Origin of the sequence: Bradyrhizobium sp. Ash2021, from assembly GCF_031202265.1 — a bacterium.
In the GTDB taxonomy this organism is placed as follows: Bacteria; Pseudomonadota; Alphaproteobacteria; order Rhizobiales; family Xanthobacteraceae; genus Bradyrhizobium.
This window is the reverse complement of record NZ_CP100604.1, coordinates 7216166-7236254: the sequence shown is the minus strand read 5'-3', so window position 1 is coordinate 7236254 and position 20089 is coordinate 7216166. Positions and strand designations below refer to the sequence as shown.

General features: G+C 63.8%; 17 protein-coding genes and 1 pseudogene. 7 read left to right on the top strand and 11 right to left on the bottom strand.

What is annotated here, in order from left to right:
- Positions 1–136: 136 nt before the first annotated feature.
- Positions 137–1243 (top strand): mandelate racemase/muconate lactonizing enzyme family protein, encoded by a 1107-nt coding sequence (locus tag NL528_RS34865; RefSeq protein ID WP_309178906.1) that lies wholly within the window; start codon positions 137–139, stop codon positions 1241–1243.
- Here the strand turns inward: NL528_RS34865 and NL528_RS34860 are convergent.
- Positions 1238–2932, bottom strand: coding sequence for a SulP family inorganic anion transporter (locus tag NL528_RS34860; RefSeq protein WP_309178905.1), 1695 nt, complete (start codon positions 2930–2932; stop codon positions 1238–1240). The two genes, NL528_RS34865 and NL528_RS34860, sit on opposite strands and share 6 nt — an antisense overlap.
- 259 nt (positions 2933–3191) lie before the next feature.
- Positions 3192–4424, bottom strand: a complete 1233-nt coding sequence (locus tag NL528_RS34855) for an IS701 family transposase (protein ID WP_309176838.1) — start codon at positions 4422–4424, stop codon at positions 3192–3194.
- An 803-nt stretch (positions 4425–5227) separates the two neighbouring features.
- Here NL528_RS34855 and NL528_RS34850 point away from each other — a divergent pair.
- The 5 genes and pseudogenes from NL528_RS34850 (at position 5228) to NL528_RS34830 (ending at position 9478) form a co-directional block, all read left to right on the top strand.
- On the top strand, positions 5228–6508 hold the full coding sequence (locus tag NL528_RS34850) for a DUF3734 domain-containing protein (RefSeq protein WP_309178904.1): 1281 nt from the start codon (positions 5228–5230) through the stop codon (positions 6506–6508).
- A 378-nt stretch (positions 6509–6886) separates the two neighbouring features.
- The gene (locus tag NL528_RS34845) at positions 6887–7639 is read left to right on the top strand and encodes an SDR family oxidoreductase (RefSeq protein WP_309178903.1); all 753 of its coding nucleotides are present in this window, start codon (positions 6887–6889) and stop codon (positions 7637–7639) included.
- A gap of 258 nt (positions 7640–7897) precedes the next feature.
- Positions 7898–8053: a hypothetical protein gene (locus NL528_RS34840; protein ID WP_309178902.1), complete on the top strand. Its 156-nt coding sequence runs from the start codon at positions 7898–7900 to the stop codon at positions 8051–8053.
- Positions 8054–8161: 108 nt separating this feature from the next.
- Positions 8162–8872, top strand: coding sequence for an SDR family NAD(P)-dependent oxidoreductase (locus tag NL528_RS34835; protein WP_309178900.1), 711 nt, complete (start codon positions 8162–8164; stop codon positions 8870–8872).
- A 189-nt stretch (positions 8873–9061) separates the two neighbouring features.
- Positions 9062–9478: pseudogene (locus tag NL528_RS34830) on the top strand (cupin domain-containing protein).
- Positions 9479–9889: 411 nt separating this feature from the next.
- Here NL528_RS34830 and NL528_RS34825 read toward each other — a convergent pair.
- The 9 genes from NL528_RS34825 to NL528_RS34785 all read right to left on the bottom strand — a co-directional run bounded on the left by NL528_RS34825 (position 9890) and on the right by NL528_RS34785 (position 17829).
- Positions 9890–10879, bottom strand: coding sequence for a hypothetical protein (locus NL528_RS34825; RefSeq protein WP_309178899.1), 990 nt, complete (start codon positions 10877–10879; stop codon positions 9890–9892).
- Complete coding sequence (locus NL528_RS34820) at positions 10876–11667, bottom strand: creatininase family protein (protein ID WP_309178898.1); 792 nt, start codon at positions 11665–11667, stop codon at positions 10876–10878. Before NL528_RS34820 ends, NL528_RS34825 begins: the two co-directional genes overlap by 4 nt.
- Positions 11668–11683: 16 nt before the next feature.
- Positions 11684–12469, bottom strand: a complete 786-nt coding sequence (locus NL528_RS34815; RefSeq protein ID WP_309178897.1) for a DNA-binding domain-containing protein — start codon at positions 12467–12469, stop codon at positions 11684–11686.
- A complete protein-coding gene (locus tag NL528_RS34810) occupies positions 12466–13368 on the bottom strand; it encodes a DUF692 domain-containing protein (RefSeq protein ID WP_309178896.1) in 903 nt (300 codons plus the stop codon). Before NL528_RS34810 ends, NL528_RS34815 begins: the two co-directional genes overlap by 4 nt.
- Before the next feature lie 114 nt (positions 13369–13482).
- On the bottom strand, positions 13483–13740 hold the full coding sequence (locus NL528_RS34805; protein WP_309178895.1) for a hypothetical protein: 258 nt from the start codon (positions 13738–13740) through the stop codon (positions 13483–13485).
- 198 nt (positions 13741–13938) lie between these two features.
- A complete protein-coding gene (locus NL528_RS34800) occupies positions 13939–14202 on the bottom strand; it encodes a hypothetical protein (RefSeq protein ID WP_309178894.1) in 264 nt (87 codons plus the stop codon).
- 394 nt (positions 14203–14596) lie between these two features.
- A complete protein-coding gene (locus tag NL528_RS34795; RefSeq protein WP_309178893.1) occupies positions 14597–16390 on the bottom strand; it encodes a DUF255 domain-containing protein in 1794 nt (597 codons plus the stop codon).
- A 98-nt stretch (positions 16391–16488) separates the two neighbouring features.
- Entirely contained in the window at positions 16489–16953 is a 465-nt protein-coding gene (locus tag NL528_RS34790; RefSeq protein ID WP_309178892.1) for a DoxX family protein, read from the bottom strand.
- A 144-nt stretch (positions 16954–17097) separates the two neighbouring features.
- Positions 17098–17829: a cytochrome c biogenesis protein CcdA gene (locus NL528_RS34785; protein WP_309178891.1), complete on the bottom strand. Its 732-nt coding sequence runs from the start codon at positions 17827–17829 to the stop codon at positions 17098–17100.
- A gap of 196 nt (positions 17830–18025) precedes the next feature.
- Between NL528_RS34785 and NL528_RS34780 the strand changes: the two genes are divergently transcribed.
- Positions 18026–20071 (top strand): adenylate/guanylate cyclase domain-containing protein, encoded by a 2046-nt coding sequence (locus NL528_RS34780; RefSeq protein ID WP_309178889.1) that lies wholly within the window; start codon positions 18026–18028, stop codon positions 20069–20071.
- Positions 20072–20089 lie beyond the last annotated feature (18 nt).

Genomic DNA, 20089 nt, shown 5'->3' with positions numbered 1-20089 from the left:
CAGATACGCCCCTATCGTGCATTCGGCGATGCATGGTTGGCAGCTGAACACCGGCCGGAAGTGACCCTCGGCAATTTCACATGGCTTGCCGCTGTCGTCCTGCGCTACCCTTGCAAAAAAACGGGAGACGCGCGCCATGCTGATCACGAACGTCCGGGCACACCACGTCAGGATCCCCTACGATGCCGGGGTTGCCAGTTTCCGGCAGGGCGCGTCGGCCATCGCCGCGCTCGACATGATCCTCGTCGAGGTTTCGACCGATGCGGGACTGACCGGCTGGGGTGACGCGTTTGGCTATGTCAGCCCGCAGACGACGGCGACGGCGGTCGATGAGATGATCGCGCCGCAGGCCCGCGGCCTGGAGGTGCCGGACGCCGAGGGCATCCCGGCCTTCATGGACCGCATCCAGCGCAACCTGCATCTGTTCGGCCGTTACGGCATTACCATGTTTGCGATCTCGGGCCTCGATATCGCGCTGTGGGATCTGGCCGGAAAAGCGCAGGGCGTGCCGCTGCACCGCCTGATCGGCGCGCGCAAGCGGGCGCGGATTCCGGCCTATGCGAGTTTGCTCCGGATAGGGACGCCGGAATCCGTCGCCGGAGAATGCACGACCGCGCTGCGGCGCGGCTACACCGCGATCAAGCTGCACGAGACCACCACGCCGGCCGTATTCGCCGCGCGGCAGGCGATCGGTCCCGGCATCCCGCTCATGGTCGACATGAACTGCCCGCTGGATCAAGCCGGGGCGATCGCGTTCGCGCAGGCTTGCCGCCCTGCCGCCCTCAAATGGCTGGAGGAGCCGGTGTGGCCGCCGGAGGATTTTGCGACCCTGGCGGCAGTGCGCGCGAAAGGCGGGCTCGATATCGCCGCGGGCGAGAATGCCTGCACGGTCCATCAATTCCGCCAGATGATGCAGGCGGGCGCGGTGAGCTACGCCCAACCCTCGGTCACCAAGGTCGGCGGCGTCACGGAATACCTGAAAGTTGTCGCACTGGCCGATGAGATGGGCGTCAGGCTCGCGCCGCATTCTCCGTATTTCGGGCCCGGTCTGCTGGCGACGCTGCAACTGCTGTCGCTGCGCGATGACGGCACCTTCGTCGAAGTGTTTTATATGAACCGCGCCGCCTGCCTTTGGGGCGGCCGCGTCGATACCGGTGCTGACGGCGCCATCGCGGTGCCGGAGGGGCCCGGACTGGGCTATGAGCCGGACAAGGAGGTCATGGAGCGCTATCGGGTCTCATGACGGGGACGCCAGCGTGCGGACGGCTTCATCGACGCTGCGGAAGATGCGCTCTCGCGGCAGCACATCGTACAGCTTGAAACGCTCGAACGCCTGTTGCGCCCGTGTCGATTCCAGCCGGGCGATGGCGACCGTGATGCCATCCTCGTGGCATTGCCTGATGAGATTGATCAATGTCTGCGCGGCGGTGAAGTCGATTTCGATGATGCCGGTGGCTTCCAGAACGAGCAGCTTTGGTTTTGGTGTCGCGGCATTGAGAACATGAAGCACATCGGCGCTGAAACTTCCTGCGTTCAGGAACGACAGCGGCGCCTGCAGGCCGACGACGGTCACGTTCGGATGGCGTTCGCCGGCAACGTGCTGACTTGCCGGCCACCAGATCGTGGTGCCGGGCACCTGTTCGAATTCGATCAGCCGCGCCCGCGTCGTGGTCCAGATGCCGTGCAGCAGCGACAGCCCGATCCCGACCGCGACGCCCTGTTCGATCGGCAGCACGATGATCGCGGCCGCGGTCGCGACGATCAGCAGGAATTCGCCGAACGACTGGCGATAGATCTGGACGATCTGCCGGAGGCGGATGATGCGCAGCGCCACGAACAGCAGCACGCCGCCGAGCGCCGCATCGGGAACGTGGCGCAACAGCGTGGCGCCGAACGCCAGCAGCGCCAGCACGATCGCGGCCGCGAACAGTCCGGACAGCTGCGACCGTCCGCCAGTCTCGGACACGATGCCGGTCCGCGGCGGGCTGGCGTTGACCGGAAACGCACCGAACAGGCCAGCCAAAATGCTGCCGGCGCCGGCGCCGAGAAAATCGCGATCGACGTCGGCGGGCTTGTCGGGGTCGGAAGGGAACGACCGCGTGGTCGCCGCCGTCTGCACCATGACGACGATCGCGATCAGCAGGCTCAGCGGAACGAGCTTCGCCCATTGCTGTGCAGCGATGTCCGGCAATGACGGCGTCGGCAAACTTGCCGGAACGGTGCCGACCACGTTGACGCCCTTGCTCTCGAGGCCGGCTGCGATCACGGCCGCGGTGGCTGCGACCAGTCCGATCAGCGCACCGGGAATTTTGGCGCTGATCGCTTCCGATCCGGCGACCACGGCAAGCACGCCGAAGCCGATCGCAACGGTATAGAAATTGGCATCGCCAAGATGCTGCGCCAGCATCCCGATCTTGTCGAGCATCGGTCCCTTCGGTGCTTCCAGCCCGAGCACGCCGGGCATCTGGGAGACCAGGATGTGCACGGAAATGCCGGCGAGAAAGCCGACCATCACCGGCGTCGACAGCAGATTGGCGATCCCGCCGAGCCGAAACAGGCCGCCGAGTACCAGGATCACGCCGACCATCAGCGCCAGTGCGACCGCGAGCGCCTGATAGTCGGGCGAGCCGCTTGCGGCCATCAACACGAGCCCACCGGCGAAGATCGGCGTGATCGTCGAATCGGCGCCGCACGACAGGAAGCGGTTGCTGCCGAGCATGGCAAAGCCGATCGATCCCGCGATGAAGGCGAAAAAGCCGATCTGCGGCGAGAAGCCGCCGAGGCGGGCGGTCGCCATCTGTTCGGGGATCGCGATCGCCGCCAGCGTCAGGCCCGCGATCAGGTCGCCGGGTAAATAGCTCGGCCGGAACGAAGCCAGCGAGCGGAAGATCGGCCAGGCGTGATCGGGTTTATCGGCGGCTTCCGTGGCCATCGCTGCTTCGATCCCTCCGAACAAATGTCTTCGGGAATATTCCGCTATCGTGCGGCCAAAAGCCAGTGGCGTAGTGGCGTTTGCACCAGCGAAGTCCGTGCTTAGCATTACAGTTGCCGTTTTGCTTTGAAGTGGGCTCGCTGAGCGACCGCCTGATGAGCTCTACGCCAGAGTGACCATGCGATGATGTGTGCGGGTTGTATCCGCTTTCGCGCGAGCCTGACGGCAATGCGTCGGACTTCCTGGATCGACCATCGGATCAACGACGGCGTGGCTGTGGTTTGACCCTTGCCGTGGTTCGGCGTTTGGTTTTTTTTGGCGCCGGCGGATTGGCGCGATGGCGGATCACCGCCATCATGGCGAAGGCGAGCATCGCCATGGAAACGTGGCGATGCCAGCCGTGCCAGGATCTGCTCTCGTTGTGGTCGAGCCCGAACTCGTTCTTGGCGGTCTCGAAACTGTCCTCGATTGCCCACCGATGGCCTTCGACCCCCACCAGTGTTTCGATCGATGTTGCCGCTGGGCACCAGGTGGTGAAGAAGGCGAGATCGCCATCGGCGATACGACGACGGATCAGCAGACCGCGTGTCCAAAGGCCCGGATTTTCGTCGTTTGGTTCTCCGGCCAGGTCGGCCAATTCGAGATAGCACCAATCATGCAGCCGCGGTCCTTTGGTTCCGGCCCCTGCTGACAGGCGTTTCCAGTCGGACGCACGCCGCGTCAGGGCGATGTCGGCAGCCGTGCCGGCGACCGATCGACGCTTGCCCCAGGATCGAAATACATGCGCGCTGCTGACCCCCAGGACATAGCCTTTGCCTGCGCGACGCAGTTGCTGTTCAATGTCACCGACACCGTAGACCGTATCGCCTGCAACCCACTTGAACGGGACAGGCGCGGCTATGGCGCGTGCGATCATTCTCGTCGCAAGCTTTGGTTTGGTCGCAAAGCCGGTATCGGGGGGCACGTATGCGGCTTTCAGTCGATCTGGATCGTCGGTCCATTCCTTCGGAAGATACAGCGCGCGGTCGATGAAAGCATGACCGTGGCACGAAACGTAGGCCGCGAAGACGCCGATCTGGCAGTTCGTGATCTTGCCCGCCGAACCAGTGTACTGACGCGCCACGCCGCACGACGCTTTGCCCTGTTTGAGAAAGCCGGTCTCATCGATCACGAGGACCGCGTCATCGTCCGCCAAATGCTCGATGACATAATCGCGGACGATATCGCGCAAGGCATCCGCATCCCAATCCCTGCGACCCAGGATCGCCTGTTGCCGCCATGGACCAGGATCGCCTGCGGCCTCAGCGCGCATCCAACCAGTCTTGCGTTGCTCATCTCCAAGCAGACCTTCCAGAAACAAGCCAGCATTCTTCGCAACACGCTCTTGCCCGAACAATGGACGTATCCGCTTCTTGATCTCCCGAAGCGACGCCGCCCACAACGCAAGCGTCTCTTCAATCGACGCTGTCCGCGTCCACGATGTTCGAATCATGGTTGCCCATGGATTCAGAAAACCTCACAAAAGGCAACTGTATTGTTAGGCCGTGTACTCATAAAACGAGAGATGTCCGCTTTCGGAGCTAAAGGAGACTCGCGCTGGCCACACCAGAATTTCGCATTTTGACCCAACTGCGACATTCCGCGGCGGAAACGTGCGCGCCGACGCACACTTTGCGAAGTGCTCGGAACCTGCCCGAGGTGTCTGTGCCAGACGCGCCACTACTGATTCTCGCGATCGCGCTCGACGCCATACCCCGCGCGCAGGGCCGCAGCGTGGTCGGCGCGGCCCTACGCGTTGAGGAGCCTCAGCCGTGACGCGGGCCAATGAGGCCGCGCATATTTCCGGCGGATGACGGCCTCGCACGCTTGGCCAAATAGCCTGAACCGCGGGCCGATGTGAACGCCGTCTGATGGACTTGTAAGCTGGCCCCCGAAAGGAAAAATCATTTCGATCTCATCGGCGTGCGTTCGCTTTAAGGTCAACACCTGATTTCCGACCTCGAAGGGCCCTCGTTCATCTCTCGTACAGTTGTGCACCGCGCGTGTGGACCGGCGATGCTCGTGACACACGACCCAACTCGGACATGAGCCATCCGGCTGCCTCCCACAAATAGATCAGTATGGCTGACCAGTCGACGCCGTCTAAGAAAGCGGCGCGGCATGTTATCCTGGTGTTGAGTGCGAAGGGGCGACCGGATAATTTCTTCTCATTAGCATTTGAACCCACTTTTCGAACCCCATTTAAGGCGTCCCGGTCATCAAAGAATCTCCAGTCATCGACGAGGGAGGGTCAACATGGCCAAGAGCACGATCTCGGAGAGCATGCCGACGATAGCGCTGCGCGATCAGGGCGTGCCCGACACGCCGCTTGCGGAAAAACCGCTCGTCCCGAAACCGGGCGCAGCGAGCAAGGGCCGGAACCTGCGCGCGCGGCTCCCTTTCGATCGCGTCGTGCTGCTGCTGCAGGGGGGCGGCGCGCTCGGCGCCTACCAGGCGGGCGTTTATCAGGCCTTGGCCGAGACCGGACTTCATCCCGACTGGGTCGTCGGCATTTCGATCGGCGCCATCAACGCCGCCATCATCGCCGGCAATGCGCCCGAGAGACGCGTCGACAGGCTGCGCGAATTCTGGGAGGAAATCACCTCCCCTGCCATGGGCTTCGACGCCGACGTCGTCGGCCTCTTTGAACGAGGCGAGGCTGCACGCGCGCTCGCCAATCAGGTGAGCGCGGTCACGGTTGCCTGCGCCGGAACGCCGGGCTTCTTCAGGCCGCGACTCCCCAATCCGTGGTTTCATCCGCCCGGTACGATCGAGGCGACGAGCTACTATGACACGCGGCCGCTGAAAGCCACGCTCGAGCGCTTCGTCGACTTCGACCGCGTAAACTCCGACAATTGTGACACGCGTCTCAGCCTCGGCGCGGTGAATGTGCGCAGCGGCAACCTGGTCTATTTCGACCCCGGGACGCAGGTGATCGGACCCGAGCATGTGATGGCCAGCGGCGCGCTGCCGCCCGGCTTCCCAGCCATCGAGATCGAGGGCGAGCACTATTGGGATGGCGGCCTCGTCTCGAACACGCCGCTCCAGTGGCTTGTGACGAACACGCGCGTGACGGGCCAGCGGATGCCTGACGCGCTCGTGTTTCAGGTCGATCTCTGGAGCGCACGCGGCGAGTTCCCGCGCAACCTCCCGGAAGTCGCGACCCGTCAGAAGGAGATCCAATACTCGAGCCGCACGCGCGCCTTCACGAATTTCCTCAAGCTGCTGCACAGGGTGGAATATTCCGTCGCCACGCTCCTGGACCAGCTACCGGACGAGTTCAAGCGAAGCGATGAAGCCAAGTACCTGGCCTCGATGTCGCAACGCCGCGCTTACAACCTCGTGCACCTCATCTATCGACCGAGAGGCTACGAAGGCGACTCGAAAGACTATGAGTTCTCCCGGATGTCCATGGCGGAGCATTGGCGTTCCGGCTACCACGACGCCATGCGCACGCTGCGCCATCCCGAGGTGCTCGAGCGCGCCGGCAATGGCCACGAGTTGACCATCTTCGACTTTACCGGCGATCGCGATTGAGCCGCGGGCCGTGAGACGCGGCGACCCTTCGACACACCGATATCAGGAGCTTGAGCGATGAGAGAAAGTGACGTCCGCGAGCGAGGGTTTGCGATACCATTGACGATGATGACGAGTGCCGCGAGCGTCATTGGCAAGGAAATCGCCCGTACCTTCGTGCGTGAGGGCGCCAAGATCGCAATCGCCGATCTGCTCGGTCCATTCCAAGGAAGGCTCGCTGCTCAAAGGCCTTTACGTCACGGCGTAGCACGGGCTCGTCGGCCTCTCGCTGGTTGTGAGCCACGGCTGGTCCATGCCGTGACGCCATGTCCGTTCTGCGCCAGCTGAACCGATAACAAATGTCCAGCACGTCGCTGGACCGAACTCGGGAGTCATCACATGAAGATCGTCGTCATCGGCGGCACCGGCCTGATCGGCTCGAAGACCGTCGCCATTCTGCGCCAGGGCGGCCATGAGGTCGTCGCCGCTTCGCCTAATACCGGCGTCAACACCATCACCGGCGAGGGGCTCAAAGAGGCCCTGGTCGGCGCGCAGGTGGTGATCGACCTCGCCAACGCGCCCTCATGGGAAGACAAGGCGGTGCTGGAATTTTTCGAGACTTCCGGGCGCAACCTTCTTGCGGCGGAGGCCGCAGCCGGCGTCCGGCACCATGTCGCGCTATCCATCGTCGGAACCGACCGGAGCGACAATGGCTATTTCCGCGCCAAGGTCGCCCAGGAGAAACTGATCGCGGCCTCCAGCATCCCCTACACCATCATCCGCTCGACCCAGTTCATGGAATTCCTCGGCGGCATCGCCGCTTCAAGTGCGGATGGAAATGTGGTCAGGCTTTCGCCCGGCCTGTTCCAGCCCATCGCGTCGGACGACGTTGCTGCCAACGTCGCCGAGGTGGCGCTCGCGGCGCCGCGAAACGGCATCGTCGAGATTGCCGGCCCGGAACGAGCACCGTTCAACGAAATCGTTGCCCGCTATCTGAAGGCGCTCGGCGATCCGCGTGAGGTCGTGAGAGACCCCGAGGCCCGATACTTCGGCGGCCGGGTCGAGGAGAAATCGCTGGTGCCGTTGGGCGAGGCGCGCCTCGGCCGCATCGGTTTGGACGAATGGCTCCGCCGCTCACAGGCAAAAGCCTGATCCCGCATCCGCCAACCGAAGGTCCTAAAGCGGGCGGGCCGTGGGCGCGCATGAGAGAGGGAGAGAATGACGGCAGAAGGACCGCAGGTGGGGCTGACCCATAGCCGGTCCCTGATCGTCGACCCGAGCGTCATCGTGCCCGTGCTGACGCCCGCTCACCGACATGCCGCCGATGCTGGTGACGGCGTGCATGGTGGGTTTCGTCGAGGCCACCTGCATTGATGCCCTGAAGCCTTTTCTCGGGAGGGGCAGAAGACCGTGGGCACCCATGTCGATCTCAGCCATGTGGCGGCGACGCCCGTGGGCATGCGGGTGACCGCCCAGGTGAAGCTCGTCGCCGTGGAGGACCGTAAGCTGCGCTTCAAGGTGGAGTGCCGGGACGAGAAGGAGATTATCGGCACGGGCTTCCACTAGCGCGCCGTCATCGATCCGGCCAGGTCCTTGGCGCGGCTGGAGAAGAAGGCGGCAGGATGAGCGGCGGCGAGCGCCACCGGATCGAGGCAGAGGAAACAGGAGGGTCGGATGGATTTTCGCGATCGTCACGTGGTGGTAACCGGCGGCACCGGCGCCCTGGGGCGCGCGGTGGTAGGCGCATTGCTGGCGGCGGGCGCCCATTGCCATGTGCCCTATCGGCAGGAGCGGGAGAAGGAAGGCCTTCCCAGCGGGGCGCTGAGCCTGATCCCCGTGCCGAGCCTGGCGGATGAGGCGGCGGTGGCGAAGCTCTATGGCGGGCTCCCGGCGCTCTGGGCCTCGATCCATATCGCCGGCGGCTTCGCCTTCGCCCCGCTGACCGATACCAGCGGGGAGCTGCTGCGTCGGCTGATCGACGACAATCTCGTGAGCTGCTTCCTCTGCTGCCGCGAAGCGGTGGCGGCAATGCGCCGGGGGAAGGCCGGCGGGCGTATCGTCAACGTGGCGGCGCGCCAGGCCCTGGAGCCGCGCACCGGGGCGAATATAAGCGCCTCTACCGCCGCCAAGGCCGGCGTCGCCGCGCTCTCCGCAGCGCTGGGCGAGGAACTGGCGGGAGAGGGAATCCTGGTGAACGCCGTGGCGCCCTCGATCATGGATACCCCCACCAACCGGCGCGACATGCCCAAGGCCAATTTCGATGCCTGGCCCAAGGTGGAGGAGGTGGCGGCGACGATCCTCTTCCTCGCCTCGCCCGAGAACAAGGTGAGCCGGGGCGGCGTGGTCCCGGTCTTTGGGGCTTCCTCCCAATCGGCGGCGACGTAGTCGCCCCGGCCGAGCCAGCTGAGCGCGATGACCACGTCTCGAAGGTTCACGCCCCTAGAATATCCCAAGCGAGGGAGGCGATGCGGATCATGCGTGAGGACTATGACAAGACGAGCCTCGCGTCCCATCAACCGGCAGTGAGGTCCGGCACCGCCCGTCGCTTGCGCCGACCGCGGCGAGGAGGGCCCCATGAAACGTATCCTCTGTTCGCTGCTTGTCACCGCCCTGTCGTTCGGCAGCGTCCTCGCCGATGCGCCGAAGTCGAAGAACGCCAAGGTGACCCTCGTCTACCAGCACGAGCCGCCGAACGTTCCCGGCAAGAGCATCAAGGGCGTGCTCGTCGAATACGGCCCGGGCGGCTACTCGCTTGGTCACACGCATGCCAAATCCGCCTTCATCTACGCGACCGTGCTTGAGGGAGCTACCCGCAGTCAGGTCAACGACGGACCGGTGACGACCTAAAAGGCCGGGCAGAGCTTCTCCGAGTTGCCCGGCGACCGCCACGGCGTCAGCGCCGATGCCAGCGAGACGGAGCCGGCCAAGCTCCTCGCGGTGTTCGTGGTGGATACGAACGAGACGGACCTGACGACCCCATTCGGGAACTGAGGTTTGGTAACCTTCATGCTGAGATATTGCGTCGCGGATAATGCGGGCCGCCGATGCAAGTGTCCCTGTCCTCCTAGAACCCGATGTCGCTGCGGCGCGCGCCGCTTCGGGCCGCCGGGTGCGAGCCAACAGGTCTCCACTTGCAGCGTGATCGGGAAGGAAGTTCCCCAACTTCGGCGACGGAGCCGTTCAACTCCGCACTAGGATCGCGTCATTGGCGGGCTCGGGCTTTAGGTGCCGCCGATGCTGCTCGCACGCGCCGACGAGGTGATCGAATAACCGCGATCAACCCACTCGGAATGTCTCTGCCTGGCACAAAGCAGCATGCTGAAGGTTAGCCCCCATGTCCGCTTCCGGGGGCAGCGCAGACATCGCAAATTCCAGAGCGTTCCCGATTTATGAGTACGCACCCTATTTCGGACGCGCCTCGGTGATGGACCGGCGGATTGCCGCGAGCGGCGCATTGTCGTCGAACGCAAGGCTTTCGCCCTGCATCTTCACTCCAAGATCACGCCAGAGGGCTGCGAGATCGGGTGTCACCGGCTTCGGGCCCATCTCGTCATGCAGGTGCGTCAGCACGTCGACGCCGACGGCCTTGTCGGCGGTGGAAAGAACCCGATCGATCGACCAGTCCTTTTCGTGGTTGCCGCCGGCGGCGAGCACGCCGCGCATCGCGTCCTGCAGGCCGAACTTGTTGCCGGTGCGCTTGCGGATTTCGATATCCGCGAGCAGGCAGAACATCGCGCCGCCCCAATATTTCCGGCCCCATGTGTCGGTGTTGTCGAGTCCCTGATCGCCGGCCTGCGGCAGGCCTTTCGGCATATCGCGCATCATCGCCTGCCAGATCTCCTGCGCGGTGAGGTCGCCGGCCTGCACCCGCGCGATCGGCTCGACATAGACGGCGAGGCCTTCCGACAGCCAATTGTAGCGATCGTCGAGATCGGGCAGGGCGGTATGCACCATCTCATGGACGATCACCCAGTCACGCTTGAGATTCTCTTCGGTGGAATCGCGGCCGAGCGGCAGGCGGATGGCGGCGCCGCGATAACCCCAGGTGGTGCCGCCGCGCACCCGCGCTCCATCGACCGGCACGATCAGCAGGCGCAGCGAGCTGACGGGAAACCGGCCGTAATAGGTCGAGACCGCCCTGGCTGACGCCCTGATCCAGTCGAATATTTTTTCCCGGGGCAGCGCGATGTCACCGGGTGCGAACGCGACGTGGATGGTGCCGCCCGACATCTCCAGATCGGTTTTCGGCAACCGGTCGAAGGCGTCATAAGGCATGCGATCGCCGCGCAAATATTCCGATTGCGCGTCGGCGCGGAATGAGGCCAGGCCGGCCAATGCCGCCGCTGTCATGGCGGCCATGACGATCCAGCGGAATCGCGCGGTATTTTTCATCGCGACAGGCTTCGGATCGGGTTCGATCGCGGCTTTGCGGTTGACGGCTCCGCCATCAACGCGGCGGCCTGCTCGTTGAGATCGTCGAGAATCGCGGCGAGCAGGATTTCGCCCTTGGCCAATGTCGCCAGCGTCGGATCGCCATAGCTGCCGGAGCGGCTGTAATTCGGCGAGTTCTTGTCCGATGGCGTCAGGCGGCCGGGCGCGTCCTGTTTCAGGGCGGGGCTGGCCTCGGCGCGCGCCATGTCAACCAGCTGCGGCGCCAGCGCCAGCATCAGCGAGGTCTCGAGTTCATCGGCATGGCTGCCGTGGCCCTGCGCGGCCAGCGCTTCGGCGGCGCGGCGATAGCGCGGGCCTTCGTAAATCCGCAAATGCATCACCTTGCCGGCATCGAGACGCGCCAGCGCGCGTTCGACCGGGGCCAGCGTGCTGATCCCGGTATTGAGCACCAGCAATTTCCGGCAGCCGCCGTCGAGAATCCCCGCGGCGATCTCGTGCGCGACGGCCTCGAAGGTCGATGCGGAAAGGCTGCTGCTGCCGGCATATTCGGTGAAGGCGGGGTAGTAGCCGTAGGTCAGCGTCGGCCAGACCAGCGCGTCGATCCGTTCCGCCAGTTTGGCCGCAAACCATTCGGCCTGGATGCGGTCGGTATTGAGCGGCAGATGGAAGCCATGCTGCTTGGCCGCGGCGCCGATCGGCAGAATGGCGGCGGCGCCCTCAGTGATGCGCCGCGCGACTTCGTCCCACGTCAGGCGCTCGATAAAATTGCGATCGGTGTCGGTGCCCATGCATCGGGCCTTTCATCTAGTCGGTGGCGGAAACGCCCGTCAGGCTTCCCGAACTGATCCAGCTATGCAGATAGCCCGCACCGCGCGCTGCCGCGCCGTCGGGGTCGTCATAGGTCGCGAGCATCTCGCAGAGCACGCCGAAGGGGATTCCGTTGGCGGCCTCGTCCCACATCATCGCCTCTTCGGTGGCGAGTTCGCGAAACATCGGCGTCACGTCCTGGCGCCAGATCAGGAGGCGGGCAGGCTCTTCCAGCAGCTCCGCGTCCGGCGGGGTCTCGTCGTTCTTGAGCGCCATCCAGATCGCCGGCGCATTGCTGTTGAGATCGAGCCTGCGCGCGCTGGGGTGCGGTTGAAAGGTGAGATCGTTCCACACCTCCGGCGCAAAGCCGGCCATGTCGGCCAGCGCCAGCACCGGGCCTTCCGCGGCGTCGAAGGCGTCGTTGAGCGCCTTTTCCAGCGCGGCGAGGTCGGACAGGATCGGATGATCGCAATAGGGCGCGGTCGATTTCAGGAAATCGGGCAGGCCTTGCGAAAACCAGCGCAGGTTCGGATGTTCCGATGGCCTTGCCCTGACATAGGCATGCCCCATCTCGTCGAACGTCTCGTCGCCGAGATAGAGGTGCAGCAATTCGTGGTCGTTGCGCATGGCCTCGACCAGCCGCGAGCCGTAGGCGTAGCGATAGACGCCGAACAGCGTTTCGCGTTTCTCCCTGGGGCTATCGAGAATTTCGGCCAGAACCGTATCGTCGCCGGTCAGAATGCCGCGCTGGAATGCGCCCTGCTGCCGCGCAAAATCGCTCATCCCGCCAGCTTGCCCGGCAGCACTTGTTCGGCGATCGCGCGGGTCCGGTTGACCTCCAGCAGCAGTTCGTCGAGTGGCGGGATTTTGTCGTCGCGCTCGATCATGGTGGAGACGCGGCCGAAACGCTTCAACGCCGCGACATAGAGATCCCAGACATCCTCGCACACGGGATGATCGTGGGTGTCGATGATGTGGGTGCCCATGTGGCTATGGCCGGCCATGTGGAACTGCACCACGCGGTCGGGAGGGATCCCGTTGAGGAAAGTCAACGGGTCGTAGCCATGGTTGAAGGCGCTGACATAGACGTTGTTGACGTCGAACAACAGCCAGCATCCGGAGCGGCGCGACAATTCGGCCAGGAATTCCCATTCCGTCATTTCGGAATTGTTGAACTGGACATAGGTCGAGACGTTTTCGAGCACGATGGCGCGGCCGAGGAAATCCTGCACCAGCTGCACGCGGCTGACGACGTGATCGAGCGCTTCCTCCGTGTAGGGGATCGGCAACAGATCATGCAGGTTCTTGCCATGCACGCCGGTCCAGCACAGATGGTCCGAAACCCATTTTGGCTCGACGCGTTTGGCGAGGTCTTTCAGGCCCTGCAGATATTCGAAATTGGGCGGAGCGGTCGAAGCGATCGACAGCGATACGCCGTGCATCACGACGGGATAGCGCTCGCGGATCCGGTCGAGCGTGCGCAGCGGCTGGCCGCCCGGCAGCATGTAGTTTTCGCTGATGACCTCGAACCAGTCGATCGGCGGATTGCCGGAGAGGATTTCGTCGTAATGCTGCGCGCGCAGGCCGAGACCGAACCCGAGGAACGGCGGCTTGGCTGATGTCGTCGGGCGGTCCGCAAGCGCCGCCGCGGAAGTCTCTGGCAATCTGCTTGCGACGTTCATGTCGTCTCCGCTCGAACGGCCAAAACGCGTAAGACTGCAAAAGCAGCTTGGCCGTCAAATTATCATGGAAGTGAGGCCCGGCATACCGGGCCCCAGTTCCGGATCGCTGTCGAATCAGGCGGGCTCGTACTTGCCCTTGGCGGCGTCGCACTTTTCCTTGGTCATGGCGGAAAAACCCTGACCCTTGCAGGCGTTCAGGCCCTTGCAGGCATGGTTGCCGCCCTTGCAGGCGCTCTGGCCCTTGCAGGCGTTGGCGCCGACGCATTTACCTTCGCCGGCGGCGTAGGCCACGGTCGACATGGTCGCCCCGGCCAGGAACAAAGTGGCTGCCGCGGCGGCGATGGCGGCGCCCGACTTGGAAGTCATCTTCATGAGCATCTCCTCCACAAGAGAGTGTGACGGTGCAGCGCCCGCAAGCTGTGACAGTTCCCGGCCCGCAGGCTGCACCCAGCGATAGTTACGCGCGGGATTAGCCCTGGTTACGCGGCCTGCCAACTTTATTTTTGGCGGTGGCCGCGAAACGACGAGGGCCCGGCGCCGCCGAGCCCCCTTCGCGTCAGCCCTGAAAGGTCAGCCCTTGACGTAGGCGCCGCCCTTGGCCTTGCACTGCGCCTCGGACATCATCGAGAATCCGGTGCCCTTGCAGGCGTTCAGGCCCTTGCAGGAATTCGTGCCGCCCTTGCAGGCGCTCTGGCCCTTGCAGGCATTGCCGGCCATGCACTTGCCCATCGCGGCATTCGCCGGGGTCGAACTGGTCGACGCGACCGCACCGGCCAGGAACAGGGTGGCGGCGGCGGCGGCGAGCGTGGCACCGGACTTGGAATTCAACTTCATAACGTTCTCCTCGATGATTGTTTGAAGAAAAATATGACGCCGTGAGCATCCGATGATCGTTCGATCACGAACCACACAACGAACGGACGTTTGGACAACAAGCAAATCGCGGAGGCTTCGCGGAGCATCCTCGGGCCACCGCGATTTGAGTGCTCATCCAGAAGCAGCTACGGGGCATCAGTCGATTTGGTTACAGAGTTTCAAAAGAAAATTTTCTTTTTGTGGGTTTGGACATCCCGTTCATGTCTAACACCGCCGCCCCAAGAGTATTTCGTTGCGCGGCAAGGAATGCTGTCGGCGAACGCCGGCGGCCAGGAAAGCGTGGCGCTTCAAGCCATTACACCGCGTTTCGGCCCGATCCCGGTTGCGTCGCACAAGGAGCGGCCCTGTTCGATCAGTTCAGCGCCGCGCGCGAAGGTTTCAGCTTCGCCATTTGCTTCACATTGGCCCGAAGCTCCTCGGCACTGAAGGATGGAAACGAGCAGATGCGGTTGCTGCAGGCGAACGCCGCGGGCTCGCCGAGATCGGGATATTCGACATCGGGGTTGGGCAGTTTGCCCTCGCGCAGATCCAGCCACTCCAGCCGCTTGTACCGGGCCGGCAGCGCGCGCGCCAAGGCGTGCAGGGCCTGCGCGCGAGAATCGTCCTTGTGCCCGACAATCGTCAAATGGGTCGGCTCGACCGCCAGCTCTTCGTCGGCGAGCAACGCGCCGGGCAAGGGACGCGCCATCTCGGCCGACGCGCTAGCGAGATAGCGCATCGCATGGGACGCCTGCTCGCGATAGGCTTCATTGCCGTAATAGCGATTGAGCAGGTTCATGAAGCGGGTGACCTGAATTTGGTCGTCCGTCAGCTTGGCCGGCTTTGTGAACACGCCGGTTTTTCCTTCCGAGGTCTTCGAGGTCAGGAAGCCGCCGGCCTCATCCCGGAATGTCGCGACGAAATCGCCGGCTTTGGCGGCCGAGGCAAGCCAGTCGCGGTTGCCTGTCGCGGCATAGAGATCGAGGAAGGCCTGCCCCATCGCCAGTGTGTCGCCGAGGAAGGGGCCGCCGCGATCTTTTTCGCCGTGGCGGAAGCCGCCGCCGGGCAATGAACGATTATCAATGGTCCATTTTGCCGCCCGTTCGGCCATCGCCAGTATCCTGGGATCGTTGGTGACCTCGTAATAAGCCGCCAGTCCGGAGATAGCCCAGCCGTTTTCCCGCGCGTACAAATTGCGGTCGATGCGCGGCATGCCGAGCTTGCGGCGGTCGCCGTCCGACAGCGCGTAATATGTGTGGCCGTCGGTGTCGTGATCGAGATCGGCATCCTGGCTGACATGGAACGCGCCGTCGGGACTTAAAAGGAAGGAAGCGAGATAACGCTCGATGTCGCGGGCGGCGGCGAGATATTTCTGGTCTTTCCACAGCGCGTAGGCCTGGCTGTATTGCCGCAGATATTGCGCCTGGAACGACATGATCTTTTCGAAATGCGGTTTGCTCCAGGAGCCGGCTTCGGAATACTGGAACACGCCGCCCCATACCGGATCGATCAGCGCGATCGCGGCGTCCAGCGTCTGCCGGGCGCGCTTGCTTGCCGTTGCATCGCCGGCCTCGGCGCGGGTGATCGCCAGATCCATGCTGTCGGCGTCGATGTATTTCTGGTTCTCGCCCCAGCCGCCGAGCTTGCCGTCCCAGGATTCGTCGAAATTCTTCGTCATTTCTGCGCGTTGCTGTTTGGAGAGAAACGCCGACGCGGCCGGCTTGATCTCGAAGGCTTCGCCGACCGATGGACCCGGCGAGGGATCGTCGATGATGGCCTTGAGCAGCGCCTGCATCCGCTCCGGCTCGATATAGCCCCTGATCTTGGCGATCTCGCTGCCGTCGGGGCCGAAAACGATCGTTGCCGGCCAGCCCCAGTCGCCGTAGCGGTTCGACAAATCGGGGTTGGCGTCCTGATCGACGCGAACCGGCAGATAGCTGGAGGCCAGAAGTCCCTGAACTTCGGGGTCCGCATAGGTGGTCTTTTCCATGACGTGGCACCAGTGGCACCACACCGCTTCGAGATCGAGGATCACGAAGCGCTTTTCGGCCGCCGCACGGGCGAACAGATCGTCGCCCCATCCGCTCCATTTGGGTCCCTCTGCCGCAGACAATGGCGATGCCGCAAGTGCGGCGATGGCGACGGCGGCGATGCGGGCGAATTTCATGGCGGCTCCCGGAGCTGTTTCCAGAGCTACGCGCGCGGAAAAATCCGGGCTCAGACTTTCCGCGACGTCACGGGAACGTGAGCAAGATGCTGGGATGGTCACGTCGAAACTTCACGATGCCCGGCCGCATTGACCAGCAGCCGGTCGAGCGATGCCGCGCCGGGGCCGGCAATGGCGAGCCACATGAAGGCGGCGAAATATGTCATCTCCTCGAAGCCGAGCAGGGTTTCCAGCGAATCGATGTCGCCCCATTTCGCCGACCTGATGGCGACCAGCATGACCACCGCCAGCATCGCGGCGGGGATCCTGGTGAACAGGCCGAGGATCAGCATGGCGCCGCCGAAGAACTCGACGCCGGAGACGAAGGGGGTGAGGATTTTCGGGAAGGGAATGCCCCAACCGACAAAATTCTCGGTGACCTGCTCCAGATTGGTGAGCTTGCCCCAGCCGGTCAGCATGAAGGTGTAGCCGACGATCAACCGCATCAGCAGCGGGCCGGCCCAGGAAAAATACGATGCGATCCGCGCCGGCAGCAGGATCAGAAGATTGACGACGAAATTCATGCGAATCCCCCTCGAAACGATTGTCGTTAATCGAAGCCGCCGCGGCGGCTTGGCTTAACAAACGCATAAAATGGCCGACCGCGACGGCGGCAACCTGGTCCTGGCAAGAGTTTCGCTGCGGCCGGCCCGCTTGTTACGGGGGACCTAGCCGAAATTTTGCAGCGCCGGGAATGTCTCCAGCAGCCAGATCGAGACGCTGGAGACGGCGCCGGTCAAGAAGCCGATGCCGGTGATCACCATCAAGATGCCCATGGCGTGCTCGACGCGGCGGAGATGCCGCTTCATCCGCGTGAACAGCGATGAGAACTGTTCGATCATGAACGCCGCCAGCAGGAAAGGAATTCCGAGCCCGGCGGAATAGACCGCGAGCAGGCCCGCGCCCTTGGTCACGGTGGCCTCGGCTGCCGCAATGGAAAGGATCGCGGCCAGGATCGGGCCGATGCAGGGGGTCCAGCCGAACGCGAAAGCCAGCCCCATCACATAAGCGCCCCACAGCCCGACCGGTTTCGGCACGGTCAGCCGGCCTTCGCGCATCAACAGGCCGATCCGCGTCAGCCCGAGGAAATGCAGGCCCATCACGATGATGACGATGCCGGCGACGATCGACAGTTGCGCCGACCAGGCCCGGATCAGCCCGCCGACCAGGGACGCACTGGCACCAAGCGCCACGAACACCGTGGAAAAGCCGAGCACGAACATCACGGCCGAGGCCATCACGGCGCGCTTCGAGGTCTGCGCGGTCTCTTCATGGGCGACGTGCTCGATGGTCGCGCCGGTCAGGTAGATCAGATAGGGCGGCACCAGCGGCAGCACGCAGGGCGACAGGAAGCTGACGAGACCGGCGATCAGGGCCGCCGGGATGGAAACATCGTGCATTACGTGACCTTTGGAAGTGGCCGCCTGACATAGCGCGGTCTTGGCTTGTACGAAACAAACAATCCAGAAGTTTCGTAGCCGGCAGGTTCACGGCTGGTCACAGGCCCGTGTCCGCAGGGCAGGGATGGCCTCGCCAGCGAAACAAACGCTGATATGTTCCGTATTGCGGTAGCGAACCCGCTGAAACAGGACCCCCATGCGCATCGGCATCCGCAGCGCCATTTCGGCCCTCGTCCTGACGTCCATCGTCGTCAGCGCCGTCGGCGTGCATTTATTGTGGTGGCGGACGGCGCAGCAGGTCAGCCAGACCCTGGCCGACACCATCAACGACCAGATCGTGTCCGCGGTCGGCGACGAATTGCAGTCGATCACCACCGAGGCGCGGTCGTCGCTTACGGCGGTGCGCACGCTGTTGGTCGAAAAAGTATTCGACGCGCGCGACGCCAGGAAGCGCGAGGTCGTGCTCCAATCACAATTGCTCTCCCAGCCGACCATTTCATGGGTGGCGTTCGGATGGCCGGATGGATCGTTCTTCGCCGGGCACAAACTCGGCGATAGCGTCATCGAAATGCTCGAGATCAGCGGCGACGGCAAGCTCCGGATCAACCGGTACGAATTCGAGGGCAACGACCTCAAGCTCAAGGCCAGCTGGTTCGAGGACACCGAATACGTCGTCACCGATCAGGAGTGGTTTCGCGCCGCGATCCGCTCCAACGACGAACACTGGTCGACGCTGACGACGCATCCCAACGGCGAACGGCTGGCCGCGGCCTTCGCGGCGCCGATCGATATCGACCAGAAGCCCGCCGGCGTCGTTGCCATCATCATCGAACTGACGCGGGTCTCGAATTTCCTGTCGCAGCTCACGGTCGGAAAGTCGGCCGGCGCCTTCATCCTCGACCGCGACGGCGGCGTGGTCGCCGCACCCGATCCGGATGCCAGCGAGGTCAAAGCGCTGAAGACCGATCATCCGCTGTTTCCGGTCGCCGTCGATGCGATGCGGCAGTCCGGCAGCGCCTACGACCCCGGCAGCGGCGAGGCGTTTCATTCCCAGGTGACGCGGGAGGGCAAGGCCTATCAAGCGGTGCTGACGCCGATCTCGTTTCCGGGCTGGTCGCTGGTGACTGTGGTGCCGGAGTCGGAATTCCTCGGACCGGTGCAGATGACGATCCGGAAATTGCTGGTCGGCCTGGCGGTGCTGATCGTCTTCGCCGGGCTATTGTCGGCATGGCTCGCGCAGCGCCTGATCGCCGCCCCGCTGATCAAGGTGATGGGCGAGATCAGGCATGTCGAGCGCTTCGACCTCGACAAGGTCGAGCGCCATCCGTCGCGGCTGACCGAGATCGAGAACCTTTCCGGCGCCATCGGCGACATGGCGCAGGGCCTTGCCGCGTTCAGGAAATACATCCCGGCCGACCTCGTGAAGCGGCTGGTCAGCGACGGCACCGGCGCGCGGCTCGGCGGCGCGGTCAGGCCCATGAGCGTGATGTTCATCGATCTCGCCGGTTTCACCGGCATGTCGGAACGGCTCGGCGACCGCATCATCCCGCTGCTGTCGCGCTACTTCGATTCCGTGTCGGCGCAGATTCAGGCGCAGGGCGGCACCATCGACAAATTCATCGGCGATGCCGTGATGGCGTTCTGGGGCGCGCCGGCGGCAAACCCGGATCACGCCATCGATTGCTGCCGCGCCGCGCTGGCCTGTCAGCGCGCGATGGCGGAGGCGGGCCTCGCCGACGACAATGGCCAGCCCGTCAGGATCAGAATCGGCGTCAATTCCGGCGACATGCTGGTCGGCAATATCGGATCGGAAGTCCGGCTGAACTACACCGTGATCGGCGACGCCGTGAATATCGCCAGCCGCCTGGAGAGCACCAACAAGGTCTACGGCTCCATGATCATTATCGGTCCGGAAACCCGCACGCTGGCAGGTGACCGCATCGTGGTCCGCGAACTCGACCGGCTCGCGGTCTATGGCCGCGCCGGCGGCCTGCAGATCTACGAACTATTGGGAATGGCCGGCGAGTTCACCGGCGCGCTGGACTGGGTGAAATCCTATGAAGCCGGGCTGACGGCATGGCGGGCGCGCGATTTCGCGGCCGCGATCGGCGCGTTCGAGAAGGTGCTTGATATCCGCAAGGACGATACGGCGTCGTCGGTGATGATCGAGCGCTGCAGGCAGCAACTCGAAAATCCGACCAGCGACGATTGGGATGGCACGACCATCGCGCGAACGAAATAGACCGGGCGAGGGAGCAAG